20 protein-coding genes are annotated in these 20,368 nt (G+C 38.2%); 17 read left to right on the forward strand and 3 right to left on the reverse strand.

What is annotated here, in order from left to right:
- Positions 1-250: 250 nt before the first annotated feature.
- The 4 genes from FI644_RS20140 to FI644_RS20155 all read left to right on the forward strand — a co-directional run bounded on the left by FI644_RS20140 (position 251) and on the right by FI644_RS20155 (position 2,731).
- Positions 251-748 carry a GNAT family N-acetyltransferase gene (locus FI644_RS20140; protein WP_142108757.1) on the forward strand — a complete coding sequence of 166 codons (498 nt, stop codon included), beginning with the start codon at positions 251-253 and terminating at the stop codon, positions 746-748.
- Positions 749-780: 32 nt separating this feature from the next.
- Complete coding sequence (locus FI644_RS20145; RefSeq protein WP_053476456.1) at positions 781-981, forward strand: hypothetical protein; 201 nt, start codon at positions 781-783, stop codon at positions 979-981.
- A 96-nt stretch (positions 982-1,077) separates the two neighbouring features.
- Positions 1,078-1,698, forward strand: coding sequence for an HAD-IA family hydrolase (locus FI644_RS20150; protein WP_053476455.1), 621 nt, complete (start codon positions 1,078-1,080; stop codon positions 1,696-1,698).
- Between the two features lie 55 nt (positions 1,699-1,753).
- Complete coding sequence (locus FI644_RS20155) at positions 1,754-2,731, forward strand: DUF2268 domain-containing putative Zn-dependent protease (RefSeq protein WP_246066969.1); 978 nt, start codon at positions 1,754-1,756, stop codon at positions 2,729-2,731.
- 90 nt (positions 2,732-2,821) lie between these two features.
- On the opposite strand, the gene FI644_RS20160 is transcribed toward FI644_RS20155, so the two are convergent.
- Positions 2,822-3,694, reverse strand: coding sequence for an AraC family transcriptional regulator (locus FI644_RS20160; protein WP_053476454.1), 873 nt, complete (start codon positions 3,692-3,694; stop codon positions 2,822-2,824).
- A gap of 89 nt (positions 3,695-3,783) precedes the next feature.
- Positions 3,784-4,674 carry an aminoglycoside phosphotransferase family protein gene (locus tag FI644_RS20165; RefSeq protein WP_142108758.1) on the reverse strand — a complete coding sequence of 297 codons (891 nt, stop codon included), beginning with the start codon at positions 4,672-4,674 and terminating at the stop codon, positions 3,784-3,786.
- A 117-nt stretch (positions 4,675-4,791) separates the two neighbouring features.
- On the opposite strand from FI644_RS20165, the gene FI644_RS20170 reads away from it, so the two are divergent.
- From FI644_RS20170 to pssA, 6 genes are all read left to right on the forward strand, one after another.
- Positions 4,792-4,998 carry a DUF5316 family protein gene (locus tag FI644_RS20170; RefSeq protein WP_053476452.1) on the forward strand — a complete coding sequence of 69 codons (207 nt, stop codon included), beginning with the start codon at positions 4,792-4,794 and terminating at the stop codon, positions 4,996-4,998.
- A 205-nt stretch (positions 4,999-5,203) separates the two neighbouring features.
- Positions 5,204-6,349: an acyl-CoA dehydrogenase family protein gene (locus FI644_RS20175; RefSeq protein WP_142108759.1), complete on the forward strand. Its 1,146-nt coding sequence runs from the start codon at positions 5,204-5,206 to the stop codon at positions 6,347-6,349.
- Positions 6,350-6,363: 14 nt separating this feature from the next.
- On the forward strand, positions 6,364-7,515 hold the full coding sequence (locus tag FI644_RS20180) for a thiolase family protein (RefSeq protein WP_053476450.1): 1,152 nt from the start codon (positions 6,364-6,366) through the stop codon (positions 7,513-7,515).
- Between the two features lie 186 nt (positions 7,516-7,701).
- Positions 7,702-9,264: a fatty acid--CoA ligase gene (locus FI644_RS20185; protein ID WP_053476449.1), complete on the forward strand. Its 1,563-nt coding sequence runs from the start codon at positions 7,702-7,704 to the stop codon at positions 9,262-9,264.
- 24 nt (positions 9,265-9,288) lie between these two features.
- Positions 9,289-10,392, forward strand: a complete 1,104-nt coding sequence (locus FI644_RS20190) for a CaiB/BaiF CoA transferase family protein (protein ID WP_142108760.1) — start codon at positions 9,289-9,291, stop codon at positions 10,390-10,392.
- A 142-nt stretch (positions 10,393-10,534) separates the two neighbouring features.
- Positions 10,535-11,224: a CDP-diacylglycerol--serine O-phosphatidyltransferase gene (gene pssA / locus FI644_RS20195; protein WP_053476447.1), complete on the forward strand. Its 690-nt coding sequence runs from the start codon at positions 10,535-10,537 to the stop codon at positions 11,222-11,224.
- Positions 11,225-11,442: 218 nt separating this feature from the next.
- Here the strand turns inward: pssA and FI644_RS20200 are convergent, their stop codons facing one another.
- Positions 11,443-11,820: a nucleotide excision repair endonuclease gene (locus tag FI644_RS20200; protein WP_053476446.1), complete on the reverse strand. Its 378-nt coding sequence runs from the start codon at positions 11,818-11,820 to the stop codon at positions 11,443-11,445.
- A 283-nt stretch (positions 11,821-12,103) separates the two neighbouring features.
- Here FI644_RS20200 and FI644_RS20205 point away from each other — a divergent pair, with 283 nt between their 5' ends.
- From FI644_RS20205 to FI644_RS20235, 7 genes are all read left to right on the forward strand, one after another.
- Positions 12,104-12,874 (forward strand): ABC transporter ATP-binding protein, encoded by a 771-nt coding sequence (locus tag FI644_RS20205; protein WP_142108761.1) that lies wholly within the window; start codon positions 12,104-12,106, stop codon positions 12,872-12,874.
- A gap of 65 nt (positions 12,875-12,939) precedes the next feature.
- Positions 12,940-14,856, forward strand: coding sequence for an AMP-binding protein (locus tag FI644_RS20210; protein ID WP_181758131.1), 1,917 nt, complete (start codon positions 12,940-12,942; stop codon positions 14,854-14,856).
- A complete protein-coding gene (locus FI644_RS20215) occupies positions 14,856-15,740 on the forward strand; it encodes a branched-chain amino acid ABC transporter permease (protein ID WP_053476444.1) in 885 nt (294 codons plus the stop codon). Before FI644_RS20210 ends, FI644_RS20215 begins: the two co-directional genes overlap by 1 nt.
- 4 nt (positions 15,741-15,744) lie before the next feature.
- Positions 15,745-16,806, forward strand: a complete 1,062-nt coding sequence (locus FI644_RS20220; protein ID WP_053476443.1) for a branched-chain amino acid ABC transporter permease — start codon at positions 15,745-15,747, stop codon at positions 16,804-16,806.
- Positions 16,807-16,880: 74 nt separating this feature from the next.
- Positions 16,881-18,056 carry an ABC transporter substrate-binding protein gene (locus tag FI644_RS20225; protein WP_053476442.1) on the forward strand — a complete coding sequence of 392 codons (1,176 nt, stop codon included), beginning with the start codon at positions 16,881-16,883 and terminating at the stop codon, positions 18,054-18,056.
- Positions 18,057-18,198: 142 nt separating this feature from the next.
- Positions 18,199-18,987 (forward strand): ABC transporter ATP-binding protein, encoded by a 789-nt coding sequence (locus tag FI644_RS20230; RefSeq protein WP_142108762.1) that lies wholly within the window; start codon positions 18,199-18,201, stop codon positions 18,985-18,987.
- Positions 18,987-20,159 carry a phenylacetate--CoA ligase family protein gene (locus FI644_RS20235; RefSeq protein ID WP_053476440.1) on the forward strand — a complete coding sequence of 391 codons (1,173 nt, stop codon included), beginning with the start codon at positions 18,987-18,989 and terminating at the stop codon, positions 20,157-20,159. The genes FI644_RS20230 and FI644_RS20235 overlap by 1 nt, the downstream gene beginning before the upstream one ends.
- Positions 20,160-20,368: the final 209 nt, after the last annotated feature.

A 20,368-nucleotide genomic window follows, 5' to 3' on the forward strand; every position in this document is an offset into this window, starting at 1 on the left:
GTTTGTTCCCCATCAATTTCGTCATTAAAGGGAGACAATCCTTTTTTTTATATAAAAAGCTTTTTGGGGGCATGATCGTTATGGGCGTAAAATGATTACAAGGAAAGGGGGATGCCATATATATTTTTAACTGTATAGCTCTTTATTAGGGTTTATGCGTATTGAAGAAGTGAATTTAAAGTATGTTCATAGAAATAGAATTATGTAGTAAAATGGAAACAATAGGAAGATTAGTGGGAGTGAATAATCAATGTTGATTAGAAACATTCGTCCGAATGATTCAGAAAAATTTGTGAAATTAGTTAAGGCTGTTGAAAATGAATCAAATTTTATGCTTTTTGAACCTGGTGAAAGAATGATGGAACCTGGGCAACAGAAAAGAAGAATAGAAGCAATGGAAAAAGAGGGGAATTCAACCATTATTCTAGCAGAAGACAATAATGATTTAATTGGATACTTAATCGCAATCGGAGGAAGTGCGAGGAGGAAAAGGCATTCAGCCTATCTTGTCATTGGGATTTTAAAAGAATATAGGGGTCTAGGAATAGGAACAAAACTATTTAAAAATCTCGAGGAATGGGCTCATGAACATCATATTCATAGATTAGAATTAGCAGTTATCGCCAATAATGAAGCAGGATTGGGTCTATATAAAAAAATCGGCTTTGTATCAGAAGGTATAAAGAAGCATTCGTTATTGATAAATGATAATTATGTTGATGAATACTATATGGCTAAGTTGCTATGAAATATGAGATTAAGCAATAGGGGGAGTTGTGTATGTCAAAGTATATTAGTATTTTCTTTTTAAGTGTTATGATCGGTGTCATTCTATTTATGATTTTAGGAGCTGTTTTTATGGGAGGCGGCGACCCGGCAGAGGAAGTAGTTTATATCTTCGGAACGATTACGGTGATCCTTCTTTCATTCATAATATCACAATTATTTTATTTAATTGATACGATTAACAAGAAATTTTAGTGTTTATAGAATACTGGGTTTTATACGAACCTAGAAAAAATTGAAAACAATTTTTATTAAGAATGAAAAAAATAAAAAAAGATAGGATGTTTCTCTATGTTAAAGTATGTCATTTTTGATTTTGATGGGACAATTGCTGATTCCAGAGTCGTGTTTGTTTCAGCCTGGAATGAAATCGCTGAAAAATATCATTTCAAAAAAATGAAATTAGCTGAATTAGAAAATATGAAAAAATTGACCATAAGAGAACGCTGTAAAATGTTGGACTTCCCAATGTATAAAATACCTATTTTCATTCCTCAACTCTATAAACTATACCGTCAATCAATAAATGATTTACTCTTGTATGATGGCATGAAGGATGTTTTAAACGAACTGAATAAAAAAGGGTATAAAACAGCGATCATTTCCTCCAATTCAGAGGAGAATATTAAGCTGTTCCTTAGACGAAACAGCATTGAAAATGTTACAGATATTCTCTGTTCCAGCCATATATTCGGAAAGGACAAGCTGCTGTCAAAATTTTTAAAACAAAAACAGCTGGATACAACAGAAGTTATTTACGTAGGGGATGAGCAAAGAGATATTATTGCTTGTAAAAAAGCCGGAATAAAGATTATTTGGGTTACATGGGGCTATGATTCTATTGAAGTCGTCCAATCAGAAGAACCAGATTACAAGGCATCATTGCCGGGAGAAATTATGCAATTAATTTGATACGTATAGAGATTTTTCATTTAAGATAAAGCTCGCAAAATAGGGGGAGGAAGTAGTGAATTATCTTATAAAAATAACAATCTATTTAAGTATGTTAATGCTAATCGTTATTATAATGGCCTCTTGTGAGCAAAAGGAACCCGCCTCGATTGATGAGCAAGATGAAATGAAAGAACATCACGCTTCGGAAGAGCTGTTCGAATCATTTAAGAATTCGCAAACAGGGCAAACGGATATAATCGTTAATGTATATAAGCTGTTTACTAATTACATAGATAAGATGGAAAAAAATCCTGATGCTTCACAGCTCCATACATATAAAAAAGAAGTAATCGAACCGATTTATAATGATTGTTTTCAAGGTGCAGAGTATCTTCACATGGTCGAATCCCTAATAAATGAAGCACCCAACCGCTATACTGTGTTGAAAAAAATAATCGAAAAGATTGAAATGGAAGATACAAATACAATGATCAAGGAAGCATTAGAAAAATCTGCATCCTTTTTGCCTTCCGATAACGAAACAACAGTTTGTATATTCCCTTCAGCTAATGGGAATTCTGCGATGGTAAATGCCGGAACTGGAAAAATAATCGTACTGTATAATTTGTATTATACAGAAGGAATAATGAAAGCTGGAATCGCCCACGAATACCATCACAGTGCATGGACTGAAAAGTATTTAAGAAAAGCTTTACCCATCTCTGTATTAGATAATCTAATTTTTGAAGGAAAGGCTGTCATGTTTGAAAAATTAGTTTACCCTGAACATGTTCTTACCCCAATTAATATGAACTATGAAAAGGAATATTGGTCCAATATTGAAGCTGACTTGGGCTCCTATGATTTTAATAGGTCTCAGGAAATTATTATGGGCGGCAATGACCTTCCACCTATATACGGATATAGTGAAGGATACAAAATGGTTAAATCATACCTAGATTTAAATCCAGATGCAACAATTGAAGAATGGACAGCTATGAGTGCAAAGGACATATTTGAAAAAGGGAAATACGCGGAAAAATACGAGTGATGTGATGAAAAAGAAAAACCTAAATAATATCCTTATTAAGGATATTATTTAGGTTATAGAGTGCTGAATTGGACCAGCAGTCACTAAACATTATTTCTTCTTTATTGGGATCCATATTTCGCTGACAAAAGCTGGTGAGGTTACATCCTTATCCTTATTCCATAAGATTTCTGGACCATCTACTTGTTCATAATGAGAGGATGGGAACCATTCAGAATAAATTCGCCCCCACACATTTTGCAAAGTCTCAGGAAATGGACCAACTGCTTCAAAAACTGCCCAAGTGGATGCAGAGACTTCAAGAAGTGTTAAGTTTGGAGGACATTTCTTAGTTGTGGCAACCCCAATATAGTGATCAAGCTCGCCCTTTTCTTCCATTCTCCCTTCAGAAAAGTTCGTAGATGCACTAAGAAGTCCGATCGGTTCAACATTAGATAGCGCTTTAAGATCAGTGATGGTTTCACTACTTAAACTTTCCCACATAGAGGCGATCTCCGGATTCACCCCATTAAAAATGATAGGTACCCTTTTCTTAACACCAACAATGTGAAATGCCTCTTTCTCAACAATGCGATAGTTCATTTCGTTTCCCCCTTTAATTGATAAATGGAAGGTCATTGGAGGAAAAGCTTTGAGTGAATGGCCAGTATGTCTTGCTTCAGATGGTGTAACCCCGTGCATTTGTTGAAAAGCTCTAGTAAATGAATCGGGTGAGTTATATCCGTATTTCACCGCAAGGTCAATAACTTTTACATTGCTTTCTTTTAAATCAAATGCTGCAAGGGTAAGGCGTCTATGACGAATATATTCTGCAAGTGTAATGCCTGATAAGAAGGAAAACATTCTTTTGAAATGATATTCTGAGCATATTGCAATACGAGCAACTTCTTGAAAGTCAATTTCATTTGTAAGATTATTTTCAATATACTTGAGTGCCTCATTCATTTGTTTAAGCAAATCCATTTAATGACCTCCTTCATTTTTAGAATAGCAGGGGCTAGAACCTTCCATCCGACTTTTCGTGCACAATATTGCAGGGCACTGTATAAATTCTATATTAAAGATTTAAGCTGAGAGAACCTGTCAAGAGCCGATTCCCAATTCATCTTTTGCTTATTTTTTATCACATGTAATAATTCATGAAATACAGGCTGTAACCCGTAAAAGGTACGCACTCTATTAAAAATTAAGTCAGCACATTCCGTGTTGTTGTACCAGGATAGAACCTTTTGGGTAAAATCAGGACCAAATGTCCAATATAATCCAGCAAAATCGAATGCTGGATCACCGAATTGAGCGTCAGTGAAGTCAATAATACCATCAATTCGGTTTATTGTTTTATTAAAAATAATGTTTGAAGGTGTCAAATCTCCATGTATTAGCGTTTTTTTATAGGAAAGGGATGAGTAGTTATTTATAAATGAAATAAATACTTCGCTAATCTCGCTTTGCTGATACGTATTTAAAAAAGGGAAGACATCCTGTTTAACTAAAGAATATAGATTTTCCCAATAATGAAGTGTGTGAATTGCTGTTAAATTTGTATCATTCATAACTGAAATATCAATGCTATGGAGTTTAGTTAGAAAATCAGCCATTAGTTTAGCGTTTTCAGGTTCCTCATTTAATTGACAATCAGTATATTCACTTAAAGACTTGCCTTTAAGAAAGGCATATTTAACACCAATTAATTTATTATCGTTAAATACCGGCTCATATTTTGGTATTTTGATAATAGGTTCTATCACTGCTAAATGATCCAGTATTTTCATTTCATCAATCACCTTTGTTATTAGGTGTTCTGATTTTGGGAACCTAAAGACTATTTCATCGTTTATGATTAGAATGTCATTATCCCAGCCATTATTATTTATTCGTACTTCATTTATTTCTAAGTGGGGATATGTTTTTTTTATAATCATTAAGTTTTCAGTCGGCAGCATATGGAATACCTCCTTTTTATACAAGTTTACTATTAATCTATTTTCAAAGGAAGAAATATGGAATATTATACTTTATAAGCATGATTATGTAATATATTTGGAATAAGAGGTGCTCAAATGATTCAAATTTTCCTCACGATTGGAGTATTCTGTATCATTATTTCTGGATTAATATTAGGCGTATGGACTGATGGTGAACGACAGAGAGCAGTTTTCCATTCGGAGTCTGAGCAGTATAGAAATTTAAGAACGAAAATTGCTTTGTATGCGGGGATAGTGGGGGTAGTCTCTTTATCCATAGCTGGAATAGGGTATTTTTTATAATGTTCCTTCTGTACTAGAAATTTTCTAAGGAGAAATAAAATGAGTCTATATCGTTTCATTGCTTCTGATAAGCCTTTGCTTGAAGTAGATTAGTTATTTCATGGATACTGGATTGAGGCGAAGAAATAAACGGAATGAATTCTGAATGTTCAAAAAATCGTCAATAAGGTACAATAGAAAAAAGTGCAGTTGAAAGGAGATCTATATGACAGCTCCATATATAAAAGAAGAACATAAAATCTTTCGTAAATCACTGCGAAAGTTTTTAGAAAAGGAAGCGTATCCATATTATGAACAATGGGAAGAAGACCGAATGATCCCCAGGGATTTCTGGCTGAAAATGGGGGAGCAGGGATTTCTTTGCCCAACAATTGAAGAACAGTATGGCGGAAGTGAGGTGGATTGGGGCTTTTCTGTAGTCATCAATGAAGAACTGGAGCGTGTTGGCTCTGGCTTAGTCGGTATCGGTCTCCATAATGATATCGTTGTTCCCTATATTACCGCCTACGGAACAGAGAAACAGAAACAAAAATGGCTGCCGCGCTGTGCAACAGGGGAAATCATCACTGCGATTGCGATGACTGAACCAGGTACAGGCTCTGATTTAGCTGGCATCAAAACAACCGCACGACTAGAGGGGGAACATTACGTTGTCAATGGGCAGAAGACCTTCATCACGAATGGCATCCATTCTGATTTAATTATTGTCGCTTGCAAAACAAATCCTGATGCAGTGCCAGCTCATAAAGGCATCAGCCTGCTTTCGATTGAACGAGATGCACCTGGCTTCACGAGGGGAAGAAAGCTGAACAAAATCGGCCTCCACTGTCAAGATACAGCAGAGTTAATTTTTGAAGACTGTATCGTGCCTAAGGAAAATTTAATTGGTCAAGAAGGAAAAGGATTCCTTTATTTAATGGAAAAATTGCAGCAGGAACGCCTTGTTGTTGCTATTGCCGCACAAGTTGCTGCCGAGGAAATGCTAAAAATGACGATTGATTATGTTAAAGCGAGAGAGGCATTTGGAAAATCAATCAGCCGCTTTCAAAATACCCAGTTTAAAATCGCAGAAATAGCGACTGATGTTGAAATGGGCAGAGCGTTTCTCGATCAGCTGATTTCTGAACATATGCTTGGAAAGGATGTCGTCACAAAAGTATCGATGGCAAAGTGGAAATTAACTGAGAATGCAAGGAAAATAGCTACAGAATGCATGCAGCTTCATGGAGGGTATGGCTATATGGAAGAATACGAGATTGCAAGAAGATATCGAGATGTACCGGTTGCCAGTATTTATGCGGGAACGAATGAAATAATGAAAGTGATAATAGCAAAAAATATCGGTTTATAGAGAGGAAGAGAAAGATGCGTGAAGCAGTCATTGTAGAAGGAATCAGAACGCCGGTAGGGAGAAGAAATGGATATTTAAAGGATATTCGGGCAGATGATCTAGCTGGACATTGCTTAAAAGCGTTAGTAGAGAAAGCAGGAATCGATCCGGCAATCATTGACGATGTAATACTCGGTTGCGTGTCACAAATCGGTGAGCAGAGCGGGGATATTGCAAGGGTGGCTGCCCTCATTGCTGGATTGCCAATTGAAGTTCCAGGTACGACGATTGACCGTCAATGTGGATCAAGCCAGCAAGCAGTTCATTTTGCTGCACAGGCTATTCTTGCTGGAGACATGGATGTTGTCATTGCAGGCGGAGTAGAGAGCATGTCAAGAGTGCCGATTGGTTCAAGTTATCAAGGTGTTCCATTCAGTGAAAAATTAACGAGCCAGTATGAAATTATTCATCAAGGGTTGTCCGCAGAGAGAATTGCTGAAAAATATGGGTTTTCTCGTAAAGAATTGGATCAATTTTCATATGAAAGTCATCAAAAGGCTTTGAATGCACAGGAGAACGGTTATTTTAACAGGGAAATTACTCCAATTGAAGTGACACTGCCGGATGGAGAGACATTCACGGTTACAGAAGACGCTGGTCCGCGAAAGGAGACTACTGTTGAAAAGCTAGGTACGCTAAAGACAGTCTTTAAAGAAAATGGTGTGATTCATGCAGGGAATGCCAGTCAAATTAGTGATGGTGCAGCTGCATTATTAATCATGTCCCGCGAGAAAGCAGAGGAATTAGGGCTGAAGCCAAGATTCCGCATCCTTGCCCGTTCTGTTGTCGGCTCAGATCCAACGTTAATGCTTACAGGACCCATCCCCGCAACGGAAAAAGTATTAAAGAAAGCTGGCTTGACAATAGAGGAAATTGATATTTTTGAAGTAAATGAAGCCTTTGCACCAGTTACGCTGGCTTGGCTGAAGGAGACGGGAGCCGATCCAGCTAAACTGAACCCGAATGGCGGCGCGATTGCTCTTGGTCATCCACTTGGTGGCAGTGGAGCTCGATTAATGGTGACCATGTTGCATGAACTTGAACGAACAGGCGGAAGATACGGGCTGCAAACCATGTGCGAAGGTCATGGAATGGCCAATGCAACAATAATTGAGCGCTTAGATTAAATGGAAAGGGGAGGTACCGCCTAAATGAAATAGTTGTCCTTCACAATCATTTAAAGAGATAATAATTTCTTTTATCACACAAAAAGCAAATAGAAGGTAATGAAAAAGAAGAAAACGTACCCTCATCAATCAAAATAACAAATCTGCGGTAACAAACAGGCATTATTAAAAAGGAGGAAAGCTAGAATGGCGACAACGATTGGAAAAGTATTCGATTTAACGGTTGGCAAATATCCGAACAAGGAAGCTCTTTTTGATGTCAGAAAAAATTTGCGTCTTACCTATAAAGAATGGAGTCTGGAGATCGATAAGCTAGCCAATGCTCTCTTGCAGGAGGGAGTGCGAAAAGGGGATATTGTTTCAACCTACTTATTTAATACAGAAGAACTGGCTACTGCCTTTTTTGCCTGTGCGAAAATAGGGGCGATCTTTAATCCAATAAATTTTCGGTTAATGTCTGAAGAAGTGGCATATATCTTATCAGATGCCAATCCGAAGATCGTTTTGTTTGAAAAAATGCTTGAATCTGGTATTGACCCCATCGCTAAACGTTTTCCGCAGACTGCTTTCTGGTATATTGATGAAGATGCACCGTCATATGCAGCAAGCTATAAAGCAAAGGTAGCTTCTGCACCTAGATCAAAAGTTAAAGCCTCTATTGATGAAAATGATGTTTATGCCATTATGTATACGAGTGGAACTACCGGAAGACCAAAGGGTGTTCTTCACCGGCACCGGGAAATTGTCGAACAAAGTTTAATCGTTATTAGTGCAACAAAACTAGATAGTAATGATAATGGTCTTGTAACCGCACCAATGTTCCATTGCGCTGAACTTCATTGTGCCTTCCTTCCACGTGTGCATGTCGGAGCGAAAAATACCATCCTCCATCATTTCGAACCGAAGCAAGTACTCCAATTAATTACAGAGGAAAAAATAACCAAGTTTTTCGCTGCACCCACGATGTGGAATATGCTTCTGCAGGAAAATTTCGATGAATACCAGCTGGATAGCTTAACATTAGGTCTTTACGGAGCAGCTCCTATGGCGCCAACACTTGTATATGCCTGCAAGGATAAATTAGGGATATCCCTTGTTCAGGCATATGGTATGACAGAAATGGGTCCTGCGATTACCTTCTTATTCGATGATGATCAAATACGAAAAGCTGGATCAGCTGGGCAGGCATGCCTAAATCATGAAATAAGGATTGTGCGCCCGAATGAGGATGGTCCATCAGATCCAGATGATACAGTTCCGGCTGGTGAAACAGGTGAAATCATTGTCCAGGGACCATGCATGATGAGCGGATATTATCATAATGAAGAAGCATCAGCCAATTCCTTGTATAAGGGATGGTACCATTCTGGTGACATTGGCTATCTTGATGATGAAGGGTATTTATTTGTTAAGGATCGTGTGGATGACATGATTATCAGTGGCGGAGAGAATATATATCCTCGTGAAGTGGAGGATGTTTTGTATACACATAATGGTGTTCTTGATGTTGCCGTCATTGGTCAGCCAGATGATCGTTGGGGTGAAACGGTAACCGCATTTATCGTGAGAAAGGATCCAGACCTTACAGAAGAGATGCTCGATGAAGTTTGTAAAAACAGTGAAGAACTGGCGAATTATAAACGGCCGCGGCAATATATTTTCTGTGATGCCTTACCGAGAAATGCAAGCGGGAAGATTCAAAAATTCATGCTGCGCAAACGGCTGGAGGATTTATTTTCAAATGGGTAAACATGAAAATGAAAGGGTGATTCGATGTTAAAAGGTGTAAGAATCATCGACTTTTCAAATTATCTTCCAGGACCTTATGCGACGATGAGATTAGCCGAGCTTGGCGCAGAAGTAATCAAAGTAGAACCGATAGAAGGCGATCCTGCAAGGCATCTTGGGATTAAAAAAGATGACACAGGCATTGTTTTCTTAGCAAATAACCGCCAGAAGAAAAGTATTGCCCTTAACTTAAAAGAAAAAGAGGGGATAGAACTGGCATTAAAGCTAATCGAAACAGCGGATGCTGTTCTTGAAAGCTTTCGCCCAGGTGTTATGAAAAAGCTTGGTCTTGATTACGAAACAGTGATCAAGCATAAAGAAGATATTGTTTATTGCTCCTTAACCGGTTATGGGAATGCTGGCAGCTTCTCTCATCTTGGAAGCCATGATATTAACTATATGGGGGTTAGCGGCGTTCTTTCTCAATTAAAGGATGAGCGTGGGAAACCAGTTCACCCATCGATTCAAATTGGAGACTATTTAGGAGGAATGGCGGCGAGCGAACGGATATTGGCAGGGATTGTTGCTAAGATACTAACAGGAAAAGGAAGCTATCATTGTATCTCTATCGCAGAAACAGTTGCTTCAATTATGGGGAATCATCTACTTATCGCGCAAGAAACGGACGATCAAACAGGAATTAAAGAATTAAACGGGGTGCTTGTTTCCTATGCAATGTATGAAACGAAGGATCATCGTTATGTGACATTAGGTGCTCTTGAACAAAAATTTTGGTTGAATTTTTGTCAGGCACTAGGTAGAGATGAGTGGATTAATGCTCATTTTTCTAAGGCTGAAACAAACAACCCAGTATTCATGCAGGTATGTGAATTATTTCGAAGCCGGGAATTAACAGAATGGATGGAATTCGGAAAAATAGTGGATTGTTGTTTAACACCTGTTTTAGAACCAAATGAGTTGCATTCATTTGCATACTTCCAAGAAAAAGAAATTTTATGGGAAAATAACAACGAAAGCATGTATGTAAAAATGCATAGAAATCAAAAACAGAATGGGGCATCCTCGCCAGCATTAGGTCAAAATACAAAGGAACTTGTAGCAGAATTAATTCGTAAAGCATCGGAATAACCGATGCTTTTTTAATTATTTTTCATTAAGGACATTTAACGACAGGAATAAAATGTTATAATTCTAGTGGCCGGTATTCCTTTGTGTGAAATAAGAGTTTTCTACATAAAATAAAGAAAATAATTAGGAGTGATACATCCTCGTGCGATTTACTAAAGCGATTCCTAATATGGTGACATTAGGAAATTTATATTGTGGTTTTTTATCTATTGGTTTTGCTGCAAATGGGGGATTCAAAAATGCAGCAATATTAATCTTAATTGGGATGATGCTTGACAGTATGGACGGAAGACTTGCGCGAATGTTGCATGCAGATAGTACATTGGGGAAAGAGCTGGACTCTCTTGCAGATATCGTTACATTTGGAGTTGCGCCATCATTTTTAGTCTATTATACATATTTTTATCAATTTGGCATGCTAGGGTTTGTTGTTGCAGGTTTATTTCCTCTGTTCGGTGCTTATCGTTTAGCTAGATTTAATATTAGCTCAAGTAAAACATCCATGAATTATTTTGTTGGGGTTCCAATTACGGCAGCAGGTGGAATATTAGCCATTCTTACATTATTTGGCCATATTATTCCACAAATTATTACGACAGTTGTTTTTACAGGTATGTGCTTTTTAATGGTGAGTAAAATCCGTATTCCAAGCTTAAAAGAAGTACCTCTTCCAAAATACGGTACAATCGTGACCATTTTTCTTGGCTGCGTTCTATTTATTATAGTCAAAGGAACTCACGGCCAATTTCCTTACTTGATCTACATCGCCACTCCATTATATATTGCATACCTCGCATATCGTTTTGTGAAAGGAAAAAAAGATAAAGAATAAAAAAAGGAGGAAGACCCTCCTTTTTTTAAAAAAGATAAGAAAGTATAACTTTGGAGTTAGAGAATTGTCTAGTTCCAGCGCCTACCGCCTATCAAACTTCAGGTCCCCTCCACAACGATTGCGTCAACATCGGTTCACTCTCGCTCACCGTGCTTCCTTTATCGAAAGAACCGGCCCTTCCAGTTTGTACGGCGATGACCAAGGCGCTTGCACTTTTCTTATCGATAGAATACTTTTTCAATATTATATTTTGCTTTAAGTGTATTAATAATATATGTTTCGTATATTTCTCTTTCCATTGGATCCTCGACTAAACATACAGCAATTTTATAAACTTCATCTCGATACTTTTTCATTGGAGAAACAGTATCCTCAAAATGCTTCTTGACTCTCGGTCTTAATTTCCTCGCTTTTCCAACAAATAAAAGCTCCTCATCTTTATTAAAGAAAAGAATCAGTCCACCTTTATCTCTCGGGATACGATGATATTCTGTAAATCCGTAAACACTGCTAATCTCTGACCCACTTGTCTCTCCGGCTAGATTCCGTTTTTTTGTTATCACAATTTCTGGAGAGGGCATATCAATTTTTATCATTATTATCACTTCCTAATCTTAATAGATGGTATCACACTCTAACAGTAAAAATCTACATGCGCTATGAATAAATATTTCTAATGAACCATTCATTCATCCATTGATGTATTTTCTAAAAATACATCTTATATAAATTAGTATACTTGCATAAATAGTCATTATTTGCGGATGAAAAAATTTCATAAATTGAAGGAATAATATGAACAGCAGAGAATATATTTAAATATTCTAAATTTTTAAAAATGTAAGCGTTTTTTGTAAGAGATTGGAGGATGAAAGTCGAGTGGGAATTTTAGAAATTAATGATGTAACACTAAGGTTTGGAGGAGTTGTGGCACTTGACAAAGTTTCTTATGAGGTAAAGAAAGGGGAGATATTTTCTTTAATTGGGCCTAATGGTGCCGGTAAAACGAGTATGCTGAATTGCATTAGCGGGCTGTACAAGCCATCCTCAGGTTCGGTGTGCTTTAACGGAGAAGAAATTACACACTTCAAGCCCCATAAACGTGCAGCACTTGGAATCGCTAGAGCTTTTCAAAATATCGAATTGTTTCCTCATTTATCTGTATTAGACAATCTGATGCTGGGCAGACACGTCCGTATGAAAACTGGAATTCTCTCTGGTGGATTGTATTGGGGGAAAGCTCAAAAGGAAGAAGTGCTGCATCGCCAAAAAGTAGAGGAAGTAATTGATTTTTTGGAAATTGAACATATCCGTGACACGCCTGTTGGGAGACTGGCCTATGGATTGCAAAAGCGGGTCGAGGTCGGTCGTGCATTAGCATTAGAGCCGGAGATTCTATTATTGGATGAACCAATGGCTGGAATGAATAGTGAAGAAAAGGAGGATATGGCTCGCTATATCATTGACATTCATGAGGAAATGGAAACTACGATCATTCTAATTGAGCATGATATGGGTGTTGTCATGGATCTTTCTGATCATATTGCTGTTCTTGATTTTGGAAAATTAATTGGCTATGGCACTCCATATGAAATTCAAAATAACCAAAAGGTGATTGACGCGTATCTTGGAGAAGAAAATGTTGGCTAGGAAATATCTCGACTAAAGAGTAAAGGCAGTGGATATTAGGTGCTTAAAGAGGAGGCAGCCATTATATGTCAAGCTTGAATATGACATTTCCTCAATTATTACTTGAGAGGACGGCAAGAGCTGGTTTGAAAGTTGCTTTAAGAGAAAAAGATTTTGGTATTTGGAATGAGATTACGTATCAAGAATATTTAGATCAAGTAAAAAGTCTAAGTCTTGGATTTGCGAAGCTTGGCTTAAAAAGGGGCGATAAACTAGCAATAGTTGGCGATAATCGGCCTGAGTGGGTTATGAGTGAACTGGCAGCCCAAGCGTTAGGAGGAATTTCAGTCGGAATTTATCAAGAATCGCTGCCGAATGAAATGAGCTTTATTTTGGATCACTGTGATGCAACGATTGTTGTGGTTGAAGACCAAGAGCAGGTCGATAAGATGTTTGAAATTAAGGAAGAAATTCCGAACGTAACAAAAATTATTTATTATGATCCGCGTGGAATGAGGAATTACCAGGACGATGCTTTGATAAGCTTTGAAGAAGTCCAAGCCCTCGGGAGAATGCTTGATGAAGAAGATCCCGCCTTTTTTCAATCAGAAGTAAAAAAAGGAAGTGAGCATGATGTCGCAATTTTTTCTTATACATCCGGTACAACAGGCAATCCGAAAGCAACCATGCTTACATATAAGAACCTTCTTGATATGGCAAAAAACTTATCAACTATTGACCCGCTAACAGATAAGGATGAGTATGTATCCTTTTTGCCCCTTGCTTGGATAGGCGAGCAAATGATGACCATGGGAATGGGCCTATATAATGGCATGACGATAAACTTCCCTGAAGAACCTTCCACTGTGTTAGAGAATCTGCGTGAAATTGGACCTCAAGTTATGTTCTCACCACCTAGAATCTATGAAGATATGGTTTCAAGATTTCAAGTGAAAATTCAAGATGCCGGCTGGCTAAAAAGAAAGATTTACAATTGGTGCAAGCCAATCGGTGAAAAGGTGGCAAGAGCCTATTTTGAAAATAAAGAAATTTCATTTACAACAAAGCTGCAATACAAAATAGCCGATTATTTCATGTTTAGTGCGATAAGGGATCACTTAGGCTTGCTCGGCATGAAGCGTGCATATACTGGTGGTGCTCCTCTTGGACCGGATGTTTTTGAATTTTTCCATAGCATTGGTGTAAATGTGAAGAGTATTTATGGGCAAACAGAAGTATCTGGTATTTCGATTGTTCATCGTGATGGGGATATAAAGCTGGATAGTGTTGGCATCCCGATCCCTGGGACAGAAGTGAAAATTTCAGATGAAGGAGAAATACTCATCAAGAGCTCAAGTATTTGCAAAGGCTATTATAAAAATGAAAAATCAACGAAGGAAACAATACAATCTGGGTGGCTGCATACTGGAGATGCTGGCAGATTGGATGAAGAAGGGCATCTCTATGTCATCGACCGGATAAAGGATGTCATTCGCTTGAATTCAGGGGAAATGTTTTCACCGAACTTTATTGAAAATAAACTGAAATTTAGTTCGTATATCCAAGAGGCTGTAGCTATTGGCAAGGATCGACCATATGTCGTAGCTATGATAAATATAGACATGGAAAATGTCGGCAGATGGGCGGAGAAAAATCAAATTAGTTATACAACCTATACAGATCTGTCCTCGAAGCCGGAAGTGTTGGCGTTAATTCAGAAACAAGTGAATGATATTAATCAAACATTGCCAGAGAAAGCTCGGGTAAGAAAATTCGTTCTTCTTTATAAAGAGCTTGATGCAGATGATGAAGAGCTGACAAGAACAAAGAAGGTAAGAAGACAATTTGTTGCAAAAAAATATGAGACGCTTATCGAAGGGATGTATACACAAGAAGAACGGATAAAGGTTGAAGGAAAAATTAAGTATCGTGATGGAAAGGAACAAACGATTCATACAACACTTCAGGTGATCTTTATGGATGAAGGAGAGGGAGCTGCATAATGGCCTTTTTTTTGCAAATGCTCGTTACGGGGATCGTTGTTGGCAGTGTATATGCCCTAGTAGCACTCGGATTTGTACTAATCTATAAATCTAGTGATGCCATCAATTTTGCACAAGGTGAATTCCTATTAATTGGGACCTATGTTTGTCTCACGTTAATAACTGCTTACAATATTCCATTTATTGCTGCACTATTCATAGCACTTATGTTCAGCGCTATTCTTGGATTTGTCATAGAGCGAATTGTTCTTCGGCCATTTATTGGAGAACCAGTTATCTCTATGATCATGGCAACCATTGGCTTATCAAGTGCATTAGCTGGGCTTGTTCATATCATTTGGGGGCATGAAACAAGAGTTTTTCCGCAGATTTTCCCAGAGGCACCCGTTCGGTTAGGAGAAGTAGTCATATCACCTGTATATATTTGGTCGCTTGTCATCGTAGTCATCATGCTCGTTATTTTCACCTTCTTTTTCAAATATTCAAAGCTTGGGATTGCCATGAGAGCAACCGCAGATGATCAGCAGGCAGCAATGTCAATGGGGATTAGTGTGAAAACTATTTTCGCCGTTTCATGGGCTATTGCTGCAGTCGTGTCTGCTGTAGGGGGAATCCTCCTGGGCAATATTAATGGAGTGAATGCCTCACTTTCAGCTATTGGGCTGAAAGTATTGCCAGTTGCCATTCTTGGCGGACTTGATAGTATTCCCGGAGCGATAATCGGAGGTTTAATTATTGGTGTTATTGAAACGATGACTGGCGGTTACTTAGATCCATTAGTAGGCGGAGGATTAAAAGAAGTCATGCCATTTATTATTCTAGTATTTATACTCATGTTCAAGCCGTATGGGCTATTTGGGAAAAAAGAAATCGAGAGGGTGTAATCGGATGAAGAATCCTTTTGTAATGGGGTGTGGAGAATTCCATGTGAACTATAAACAAGATATGGCTATATGGAAAATCTCCCGTGTAAGGGTGCGTGTCATGATTATGGTCGCATTACTAGCCATCTTTCCATTAATTGCTTCCGATTACATTGTGGGTCTTGCCACCTTATGTGGAATCGCCGCGATTGGTGCTATAGGACTTAATATTTTAACTGGTTTTACAGGACAAATATCGATTGGAGTAGGCGCCTTTTTAGGGGTAGGCGGTTATACATCGGCCATTTTAACTGCAAAACTTGGTTTAAGCTTTTGGATTGCTATGCCGACCGCTGGTATTATTACTGCAGTCGTAGGCGGTCTTTTTGGATTGCCATCCTTAAGACTGAAAGGACTGTACTTAGCAATTGCGACGCTTGCTGCACAAGTGATCATTCTGTTTGTCATTTCGAGATGGGATACATTGACTGGCGGAACGGCAGGAATGGTGCTTTCAAGGCCGGAAATTGGCAGCTTCGTTTTTAATAGTGAAACAAGCTATTACTATTTAATGTTTGTGATTCTTGTCATTACCACTATATTTACCTTGAATCTTTTCCGGTCTCGAGTCGGAAGAGCGTTCATTGCAGTAAGAGATCGAGATATTGCCGCAGAGGTTATGGGGATCGATTTATTTAAATATAAAGTTCTTGCTTTTATTGTCAGTTCTTTCTTTGTAGGAGTGGCGGGTGCCTTGCTTGGACATTATACGATGGTAGTGAGCCCAGAATTATATAGTATAACCGTCTCTATTGAATATCTGGCTATCATTCTAGTTGGTGGACTTGGCAGTGTTTTTGGTTCTATCTATGGAGCTGTTTTTATTACATTGCTGCCTGTTTTCCTTCGTACAGGAGTAGAATTATTAAGCGGTGTATTCCCTGATTTATCAAATGTGCTAAATGGGATGAAAGAGGTCGTATTTGGGCTTGTTATTATTCTATTTCTAATTTACGAACCAGAGGGGCTAGCGAAAATATGGAAAAATATAAAAGACTATTTTAAGTTATGGCCGTTTTCCTATTAATTTAGTAATGATGAAAGTAATTCTATAGAACTTTCATTTATGAAAGAATTTTTCACATTATGAGGGGGAGAAGAATGAAAAAAATTTGGTCGATTTTTCTCGTATTCGTTTTAGTAGCAGGAGTACTTGCGGCATGTTCAGGCGAAGAAAAAAGTTCAGGCAGCGGCAAAGGAACAATCAAAATCGGTGGAATCTTCGACCTTACTGGTGGAACGGGGGATGTAGGTACACCGTATGCTGAAGGAGCTGAAGCCTATTTTGACTCTATCAAAGATGAAGAGATCAATGGCTACAAGCTTGAGTTAATTGGTGACGACTATGCATACAAAATTCCAGAAGCTCAAAAAATGTATCAAAAATTAAAATCAAAAGATAAAGTTTCAGGCATTCTAGGGTGGGGAACAGGCGATACTGAGGCACTAAGGCAGCAAGTCGCTGCTGACAAGCTTCCATATTTCTCGGGCTCATATTCTGAAAACCTTAAAGATATTAAAGAGAGTCCATATAATTTTTTAACGGCAGCCTCCTATTCAGATCAGGCAAGATCCGCGTTGACTTGGATTAAAGAAAACCATAGCGGCGGTACACCAAAAATCGCTTTCCTATATAATGATACAGCCTTTGGAAAGTCTCCTATTGAAGATGCGAAAAGCTTTGCAAAGGAATTAGGCATGGAAGTTGTTGATGAGCAAATTATTGATGTGCAGGCATTAGATGCAACTTCACAACTTTTAAATATGGAAAAGAAAAACCCTGATTATGCAATCATCCAGCAAACATGGGGGGCAACAGCAACCATTTTAAAGGATGCGAAAAAGCTTGGGATTGATACGCAATTCATTGGTTTAAACTGGGCGACAGGAGAAGGCTTAATTCCGCTTGCTGGGGATGCGGCAGAAGGATTCATTGGTGTTGTTACCCATGCGTTTCCTTATGAAGATCTTCCAGGAATGGAAGAAATCAAAAAGTATTTGGAAGGCAAAGGAGAGAAATTAGAGGATAAAAACCAAAAATTTATCCAAGGATGGGTGTCAGCAAAAATTATGGTTGAGGCGATTAAAATAGCAGACGACCCAACGACAGGAGAAGGAATCCGTAAAGGAATTGAAAAGCTAAAAGAGTTAGATCTTGGCGGATTAGCTGCACCGGTTACATTTACAGCAGATAATCATGCAGGTACGAACAAAATCCGTCTTGCAGAAGTAAAGGGTGGGAAATTTGAAGTCATAACCGATTATATTAGTTACTAAGAAATAGAGGGAGCGTTCGGTAGACGCTCCTTTTTTATAAGTAAGGCAGTGGTCGATTAATGGGAGCAAGTAGCCCGTTAACGATAATAATTGGGTGATAAGACCATACGGCAGTAGCAAAAACGGCAGGAGGAGGTAGCATATGCTGACGATCAATAATGTAGAAGTGATGTACGATCGGGTCATTCTTGTGTTAAAAGGAATGTCGATGGTCGTTCCAAAAGGGAAAATAGTCGCGCTGCTAGGAAGCAATGGCGCTGGAAAAACAACGACACTTAAAGCTATTTCTGGTCTATTAAAAAGTGAAAATGGCGAGGTAACGGATGGATTTATCGATCTGTATGGCGAACGGATTGATATAAGTGATGCTGAAACAATTGTCAAGAAGGGAATTTTCCAATGTATGGAGGGGCGCCGTGTATTTGAACATTTAACCGTAGAGGAAAATTTAATTGCGGGTGCACATACAAGAAAGGATCGAAAAAATATTAAGGATGATATCCAAAAGGTGTATCACTACTTTCCAAAACTAGAAATGCTGAAAAATAGACAGGCAGGGTATTTGTCCGGAGGAGAGCAGCAAATGCTTGCCATCGGCAGAGGAATTATGGCAAAGCCGAAAGTATTGCTATTAGATGAGCCATCACTTGGATTAGCCCCTTTACTTGTAAAAGAAATCTTCGCCATCATCAAAAAAATAAATGAAGAAGAGGGAACGACGATTCTAGTAGTAGAACAAAACGCAAATGTGGCGCTATCCATTGCGGATTACGGCTATATTATGGAGAATGGCAGAATTGTTATGGACGGAACGGTTGAGCGGCTTTTAGCAAACCAGGATGTGAGAGAGTTTTATTTAGGTATGAGTGATAAAGGTAGAAAAAACTATAAACATATTAAATCATATAAAAGAAGAAAGAGGTGGCTGTGATGGATTCGCTTCAGGCTGTTATCCAATATGCATTCGATCATGCGGCTGGCTTTAAAAAACGAATGGTTAAAGCCGGATTGAGTCCCATAGATATTCAATCAAAAATGGATTTGTCTAAGATTCAGGTAATGAAAAAGGATGATTTGCCTGAAATACAAAAAGAAAATCCGGCATTCGGTCTTTTAGCAACTATCAGCACAACTGAGATGGCAAGAGTTTTTATGTCCCCAGGACCGATTTATGATCCGCAAACACATGAAAAAGATTTTTGGCGTTTTTCTGAAGCACTTTACGCAGCAGGTTTTAATGAAAAGGATATTGTCCAAAATACTTTTTCCTACCATTTGTCCCCTGCAGGATTTATGTTTGATTCCGCACTAAGAGAATTAGGAGCAACGGTAATTCCAGCAGGGACTGGTAATCGAGAACTTCAAATTCAAGTAATGAAAGATTTACAGGTTACTGGATACGTAGGTACGCCAAGTTTCTTCTCGATTTTACTCGATGCAATAGAAGAGAAGGGCTGGACGTTTGGAAAAGATATTCACCTGGAAAGGGCATTTTTTATCGCCGAAATGCTGACAACTGAGATGCGAAAAAGATGCGAGGAAAAAGGGATATCTGTATTCGAAGGCTATGGAACGGCAGATTGCGGCTGTCTAGCATATGAAGATAAACAAGGCCCAGGATTAAAGATATCAAGTTCAGCCATTGTCCAAATTTGTGATCTTTTGACAGGAGAGGAGCTTTCAACCGGTGAAGGAGAAGTGGTTGTCACACTTTATGATAAAAGCTATCCGCTTATTCGTTTCGGAACGGGTGACCTTTCGAGATGGGTTGAGGGCTATGAAGGAAAAAGAATAACAGGTGTTCTAGGCAGAATTAGTGATGGAGTGAAAGTGAAAGGCATGTTTGTGAGGGAAAAACAGCTCTTAACTGTGCTTGAACAAGCTGGTTACAGCAACTTTCAAGGAATCATTAAAAGAGAGAATAATCAAGATGTATTCCAGTTATTCGTTGAGTCTGATGAAGAACTTCAAAGGGATTTAGGTGAAAAAGTGCAAGATGTTATACGTGTATCACCAATTCTTACAAAAGTGGATAAAGGTCACATTAACCGGAGTGAAAAACGATTAATTGATCAGCGTTCTTATGAATTGAAAAAATCCTAGAAATAAATGGAGAGTAAAACAGCTCTCCATTTATTTTTTTGTAATAAAAATGCATAATTATTCACTAAATGGTAACTTTTAAAAATATTATCATGGTGGCTGAAATATTACAAATTATTCATAATTCTAGCTGTTTTTTATTACAAGTCTTTATAATTCAGCTTTTTTTATTCGCACCATGCGTACAGTGTAAATTCGACATAATATTG

The sequence above is a fragment of the Cytobacillus solani genome (assembly GCF_006704205.1).
Lineage (GTDB): Bacteria > Bacillota > Bacilli > Bacillales > Cytobacillaceae > Cytobacillus > Cytobacillus solani.

What these genes read in the sequence shown, in the direction of transcription:
- FI644_RS20140 (WP_142108757.1), top strand. Translation starts at nt 251, where the DNA reads ATGTTGATTAGAAACATTCGTCCGAATGATTCAGAAAAATTTGTGAAA.
- FI644_RS20145 (WP_053476456.1), top strand. Translation starts at nt 781, where the DNA reads ATGTCAAAGTATATTAGTATTTTCTTTTTAAGTGTTATGATCGGTGTC.
- FI644_RS20150 (WP_053476455.1), top strand. Translation starts at nt 1,078, where the DNA reads ATGTTAAAGTATGTCATTTTTGATTTTGATGGGACAATTGCTGATTCC.
- FI644_RS20160 (WP_053476454.1), bottom strand. Translation starts at nt 3,694, where the DNA reads ATGGATTTGCTTAAACAAATGAATGAGGCACTCAAGTATATTGAAAAT.
- FI644_RS20165 (WP_142108758.1), bottom strand. Translation starts at nt 4,674, where the DNA reads ATGCTGCCGACTGAAAACTTAATGATTATAAAAAAAACATATCCCCAC.
- FI644_RS20170 (WP_053476452.1), top strand. Translation starts at nt 4,792, where the DNA reads ATGATTCAAATTTTCCTCACGATTGGAGTATTCTGTATCATTATTTCT.
- FI644_RS20175 (WP_142108759.1), top strand. Translation starts at nt 5,204, where the DNA reads ATGACAGCTCCATATATAAAAGAAGAACATAAAATCTTTCGTAAATCA.
- FI644_RS20180 (WP_053476450.1), top strand. Translation starts at nt 6,364, where the DNA reads ATGCGTGAAGCAGTCATTGTAGAAGGAATCAGAACGCCGGTAGGGAGA.
- FI644_RS20185 (WP_053476449.1), top strand. Translation starts at nt 7,702, where the DNA reads ATGGCGACAACGATTGGAAAAGTATTCGATTTAACGGTTGGCAAATAT.
- FI644_RS20190 (WP_142108760.1), top strand. Translation starts at nt 9,289, where the DNA reads ATGTTAAAAGGTGTAAGAATCATCGACTTTTCAAATTATCTTCCAGGA.
- FI644_RS20200 (WP_053476446.1), bottom strand. Translation starts at nt 11,820, where the DNA reads ATGATAAAAATTGATATGCCCTCTCCAGAAATTGTGATAACAAAAAAA.
- FI644_RS20210 (WP_181758131.1), top strand. Translation starts at nt 12,940, where the DNA reads ATGTCAAGCTTGAATATGACATTTCCTCAATTATTACTTGAGAGGACG.
- FI644_RS20215 (WP_053476444.1), top strand. Translation starts at nt 14,856, where the DNA reads ATGGCCTTTTTTTTGCAAATGCTCGTTACGGGGATCGTTGTTGGCAGT.
- FI644_RS20220 (WP_053476443.1), top strand. Translation starts at nt 15,745, where the DNA reads ATGAAGAATCCTTTTGTAATGGGGTGTGGAGAATTCCATGTGAACTAT.
- FI644_RS20225 (WP_053476442.1), top strand. Translation starts at nt 16,881, where the DNA reads ATGAAAAAAATTTGGTCGATTTTTCTCGTATTCGTTTTAGTAGCAGGA.
- FI644_RS20230 (WP_142108762.1), top strand. Translation starts at nt 18,199, where the DNA reads ATGCTGACGATCAATAATGTAGAAGTGATGTACGATCGGGTCATTCTT.
- FI644_RS20235 (WP_053476440.1), top strand. Translation starts at nt 18,987, where the DNA reads ATGGATTCGCTTCAGGCTGTTATCCAATATGCATTCGATCATGCGGCT.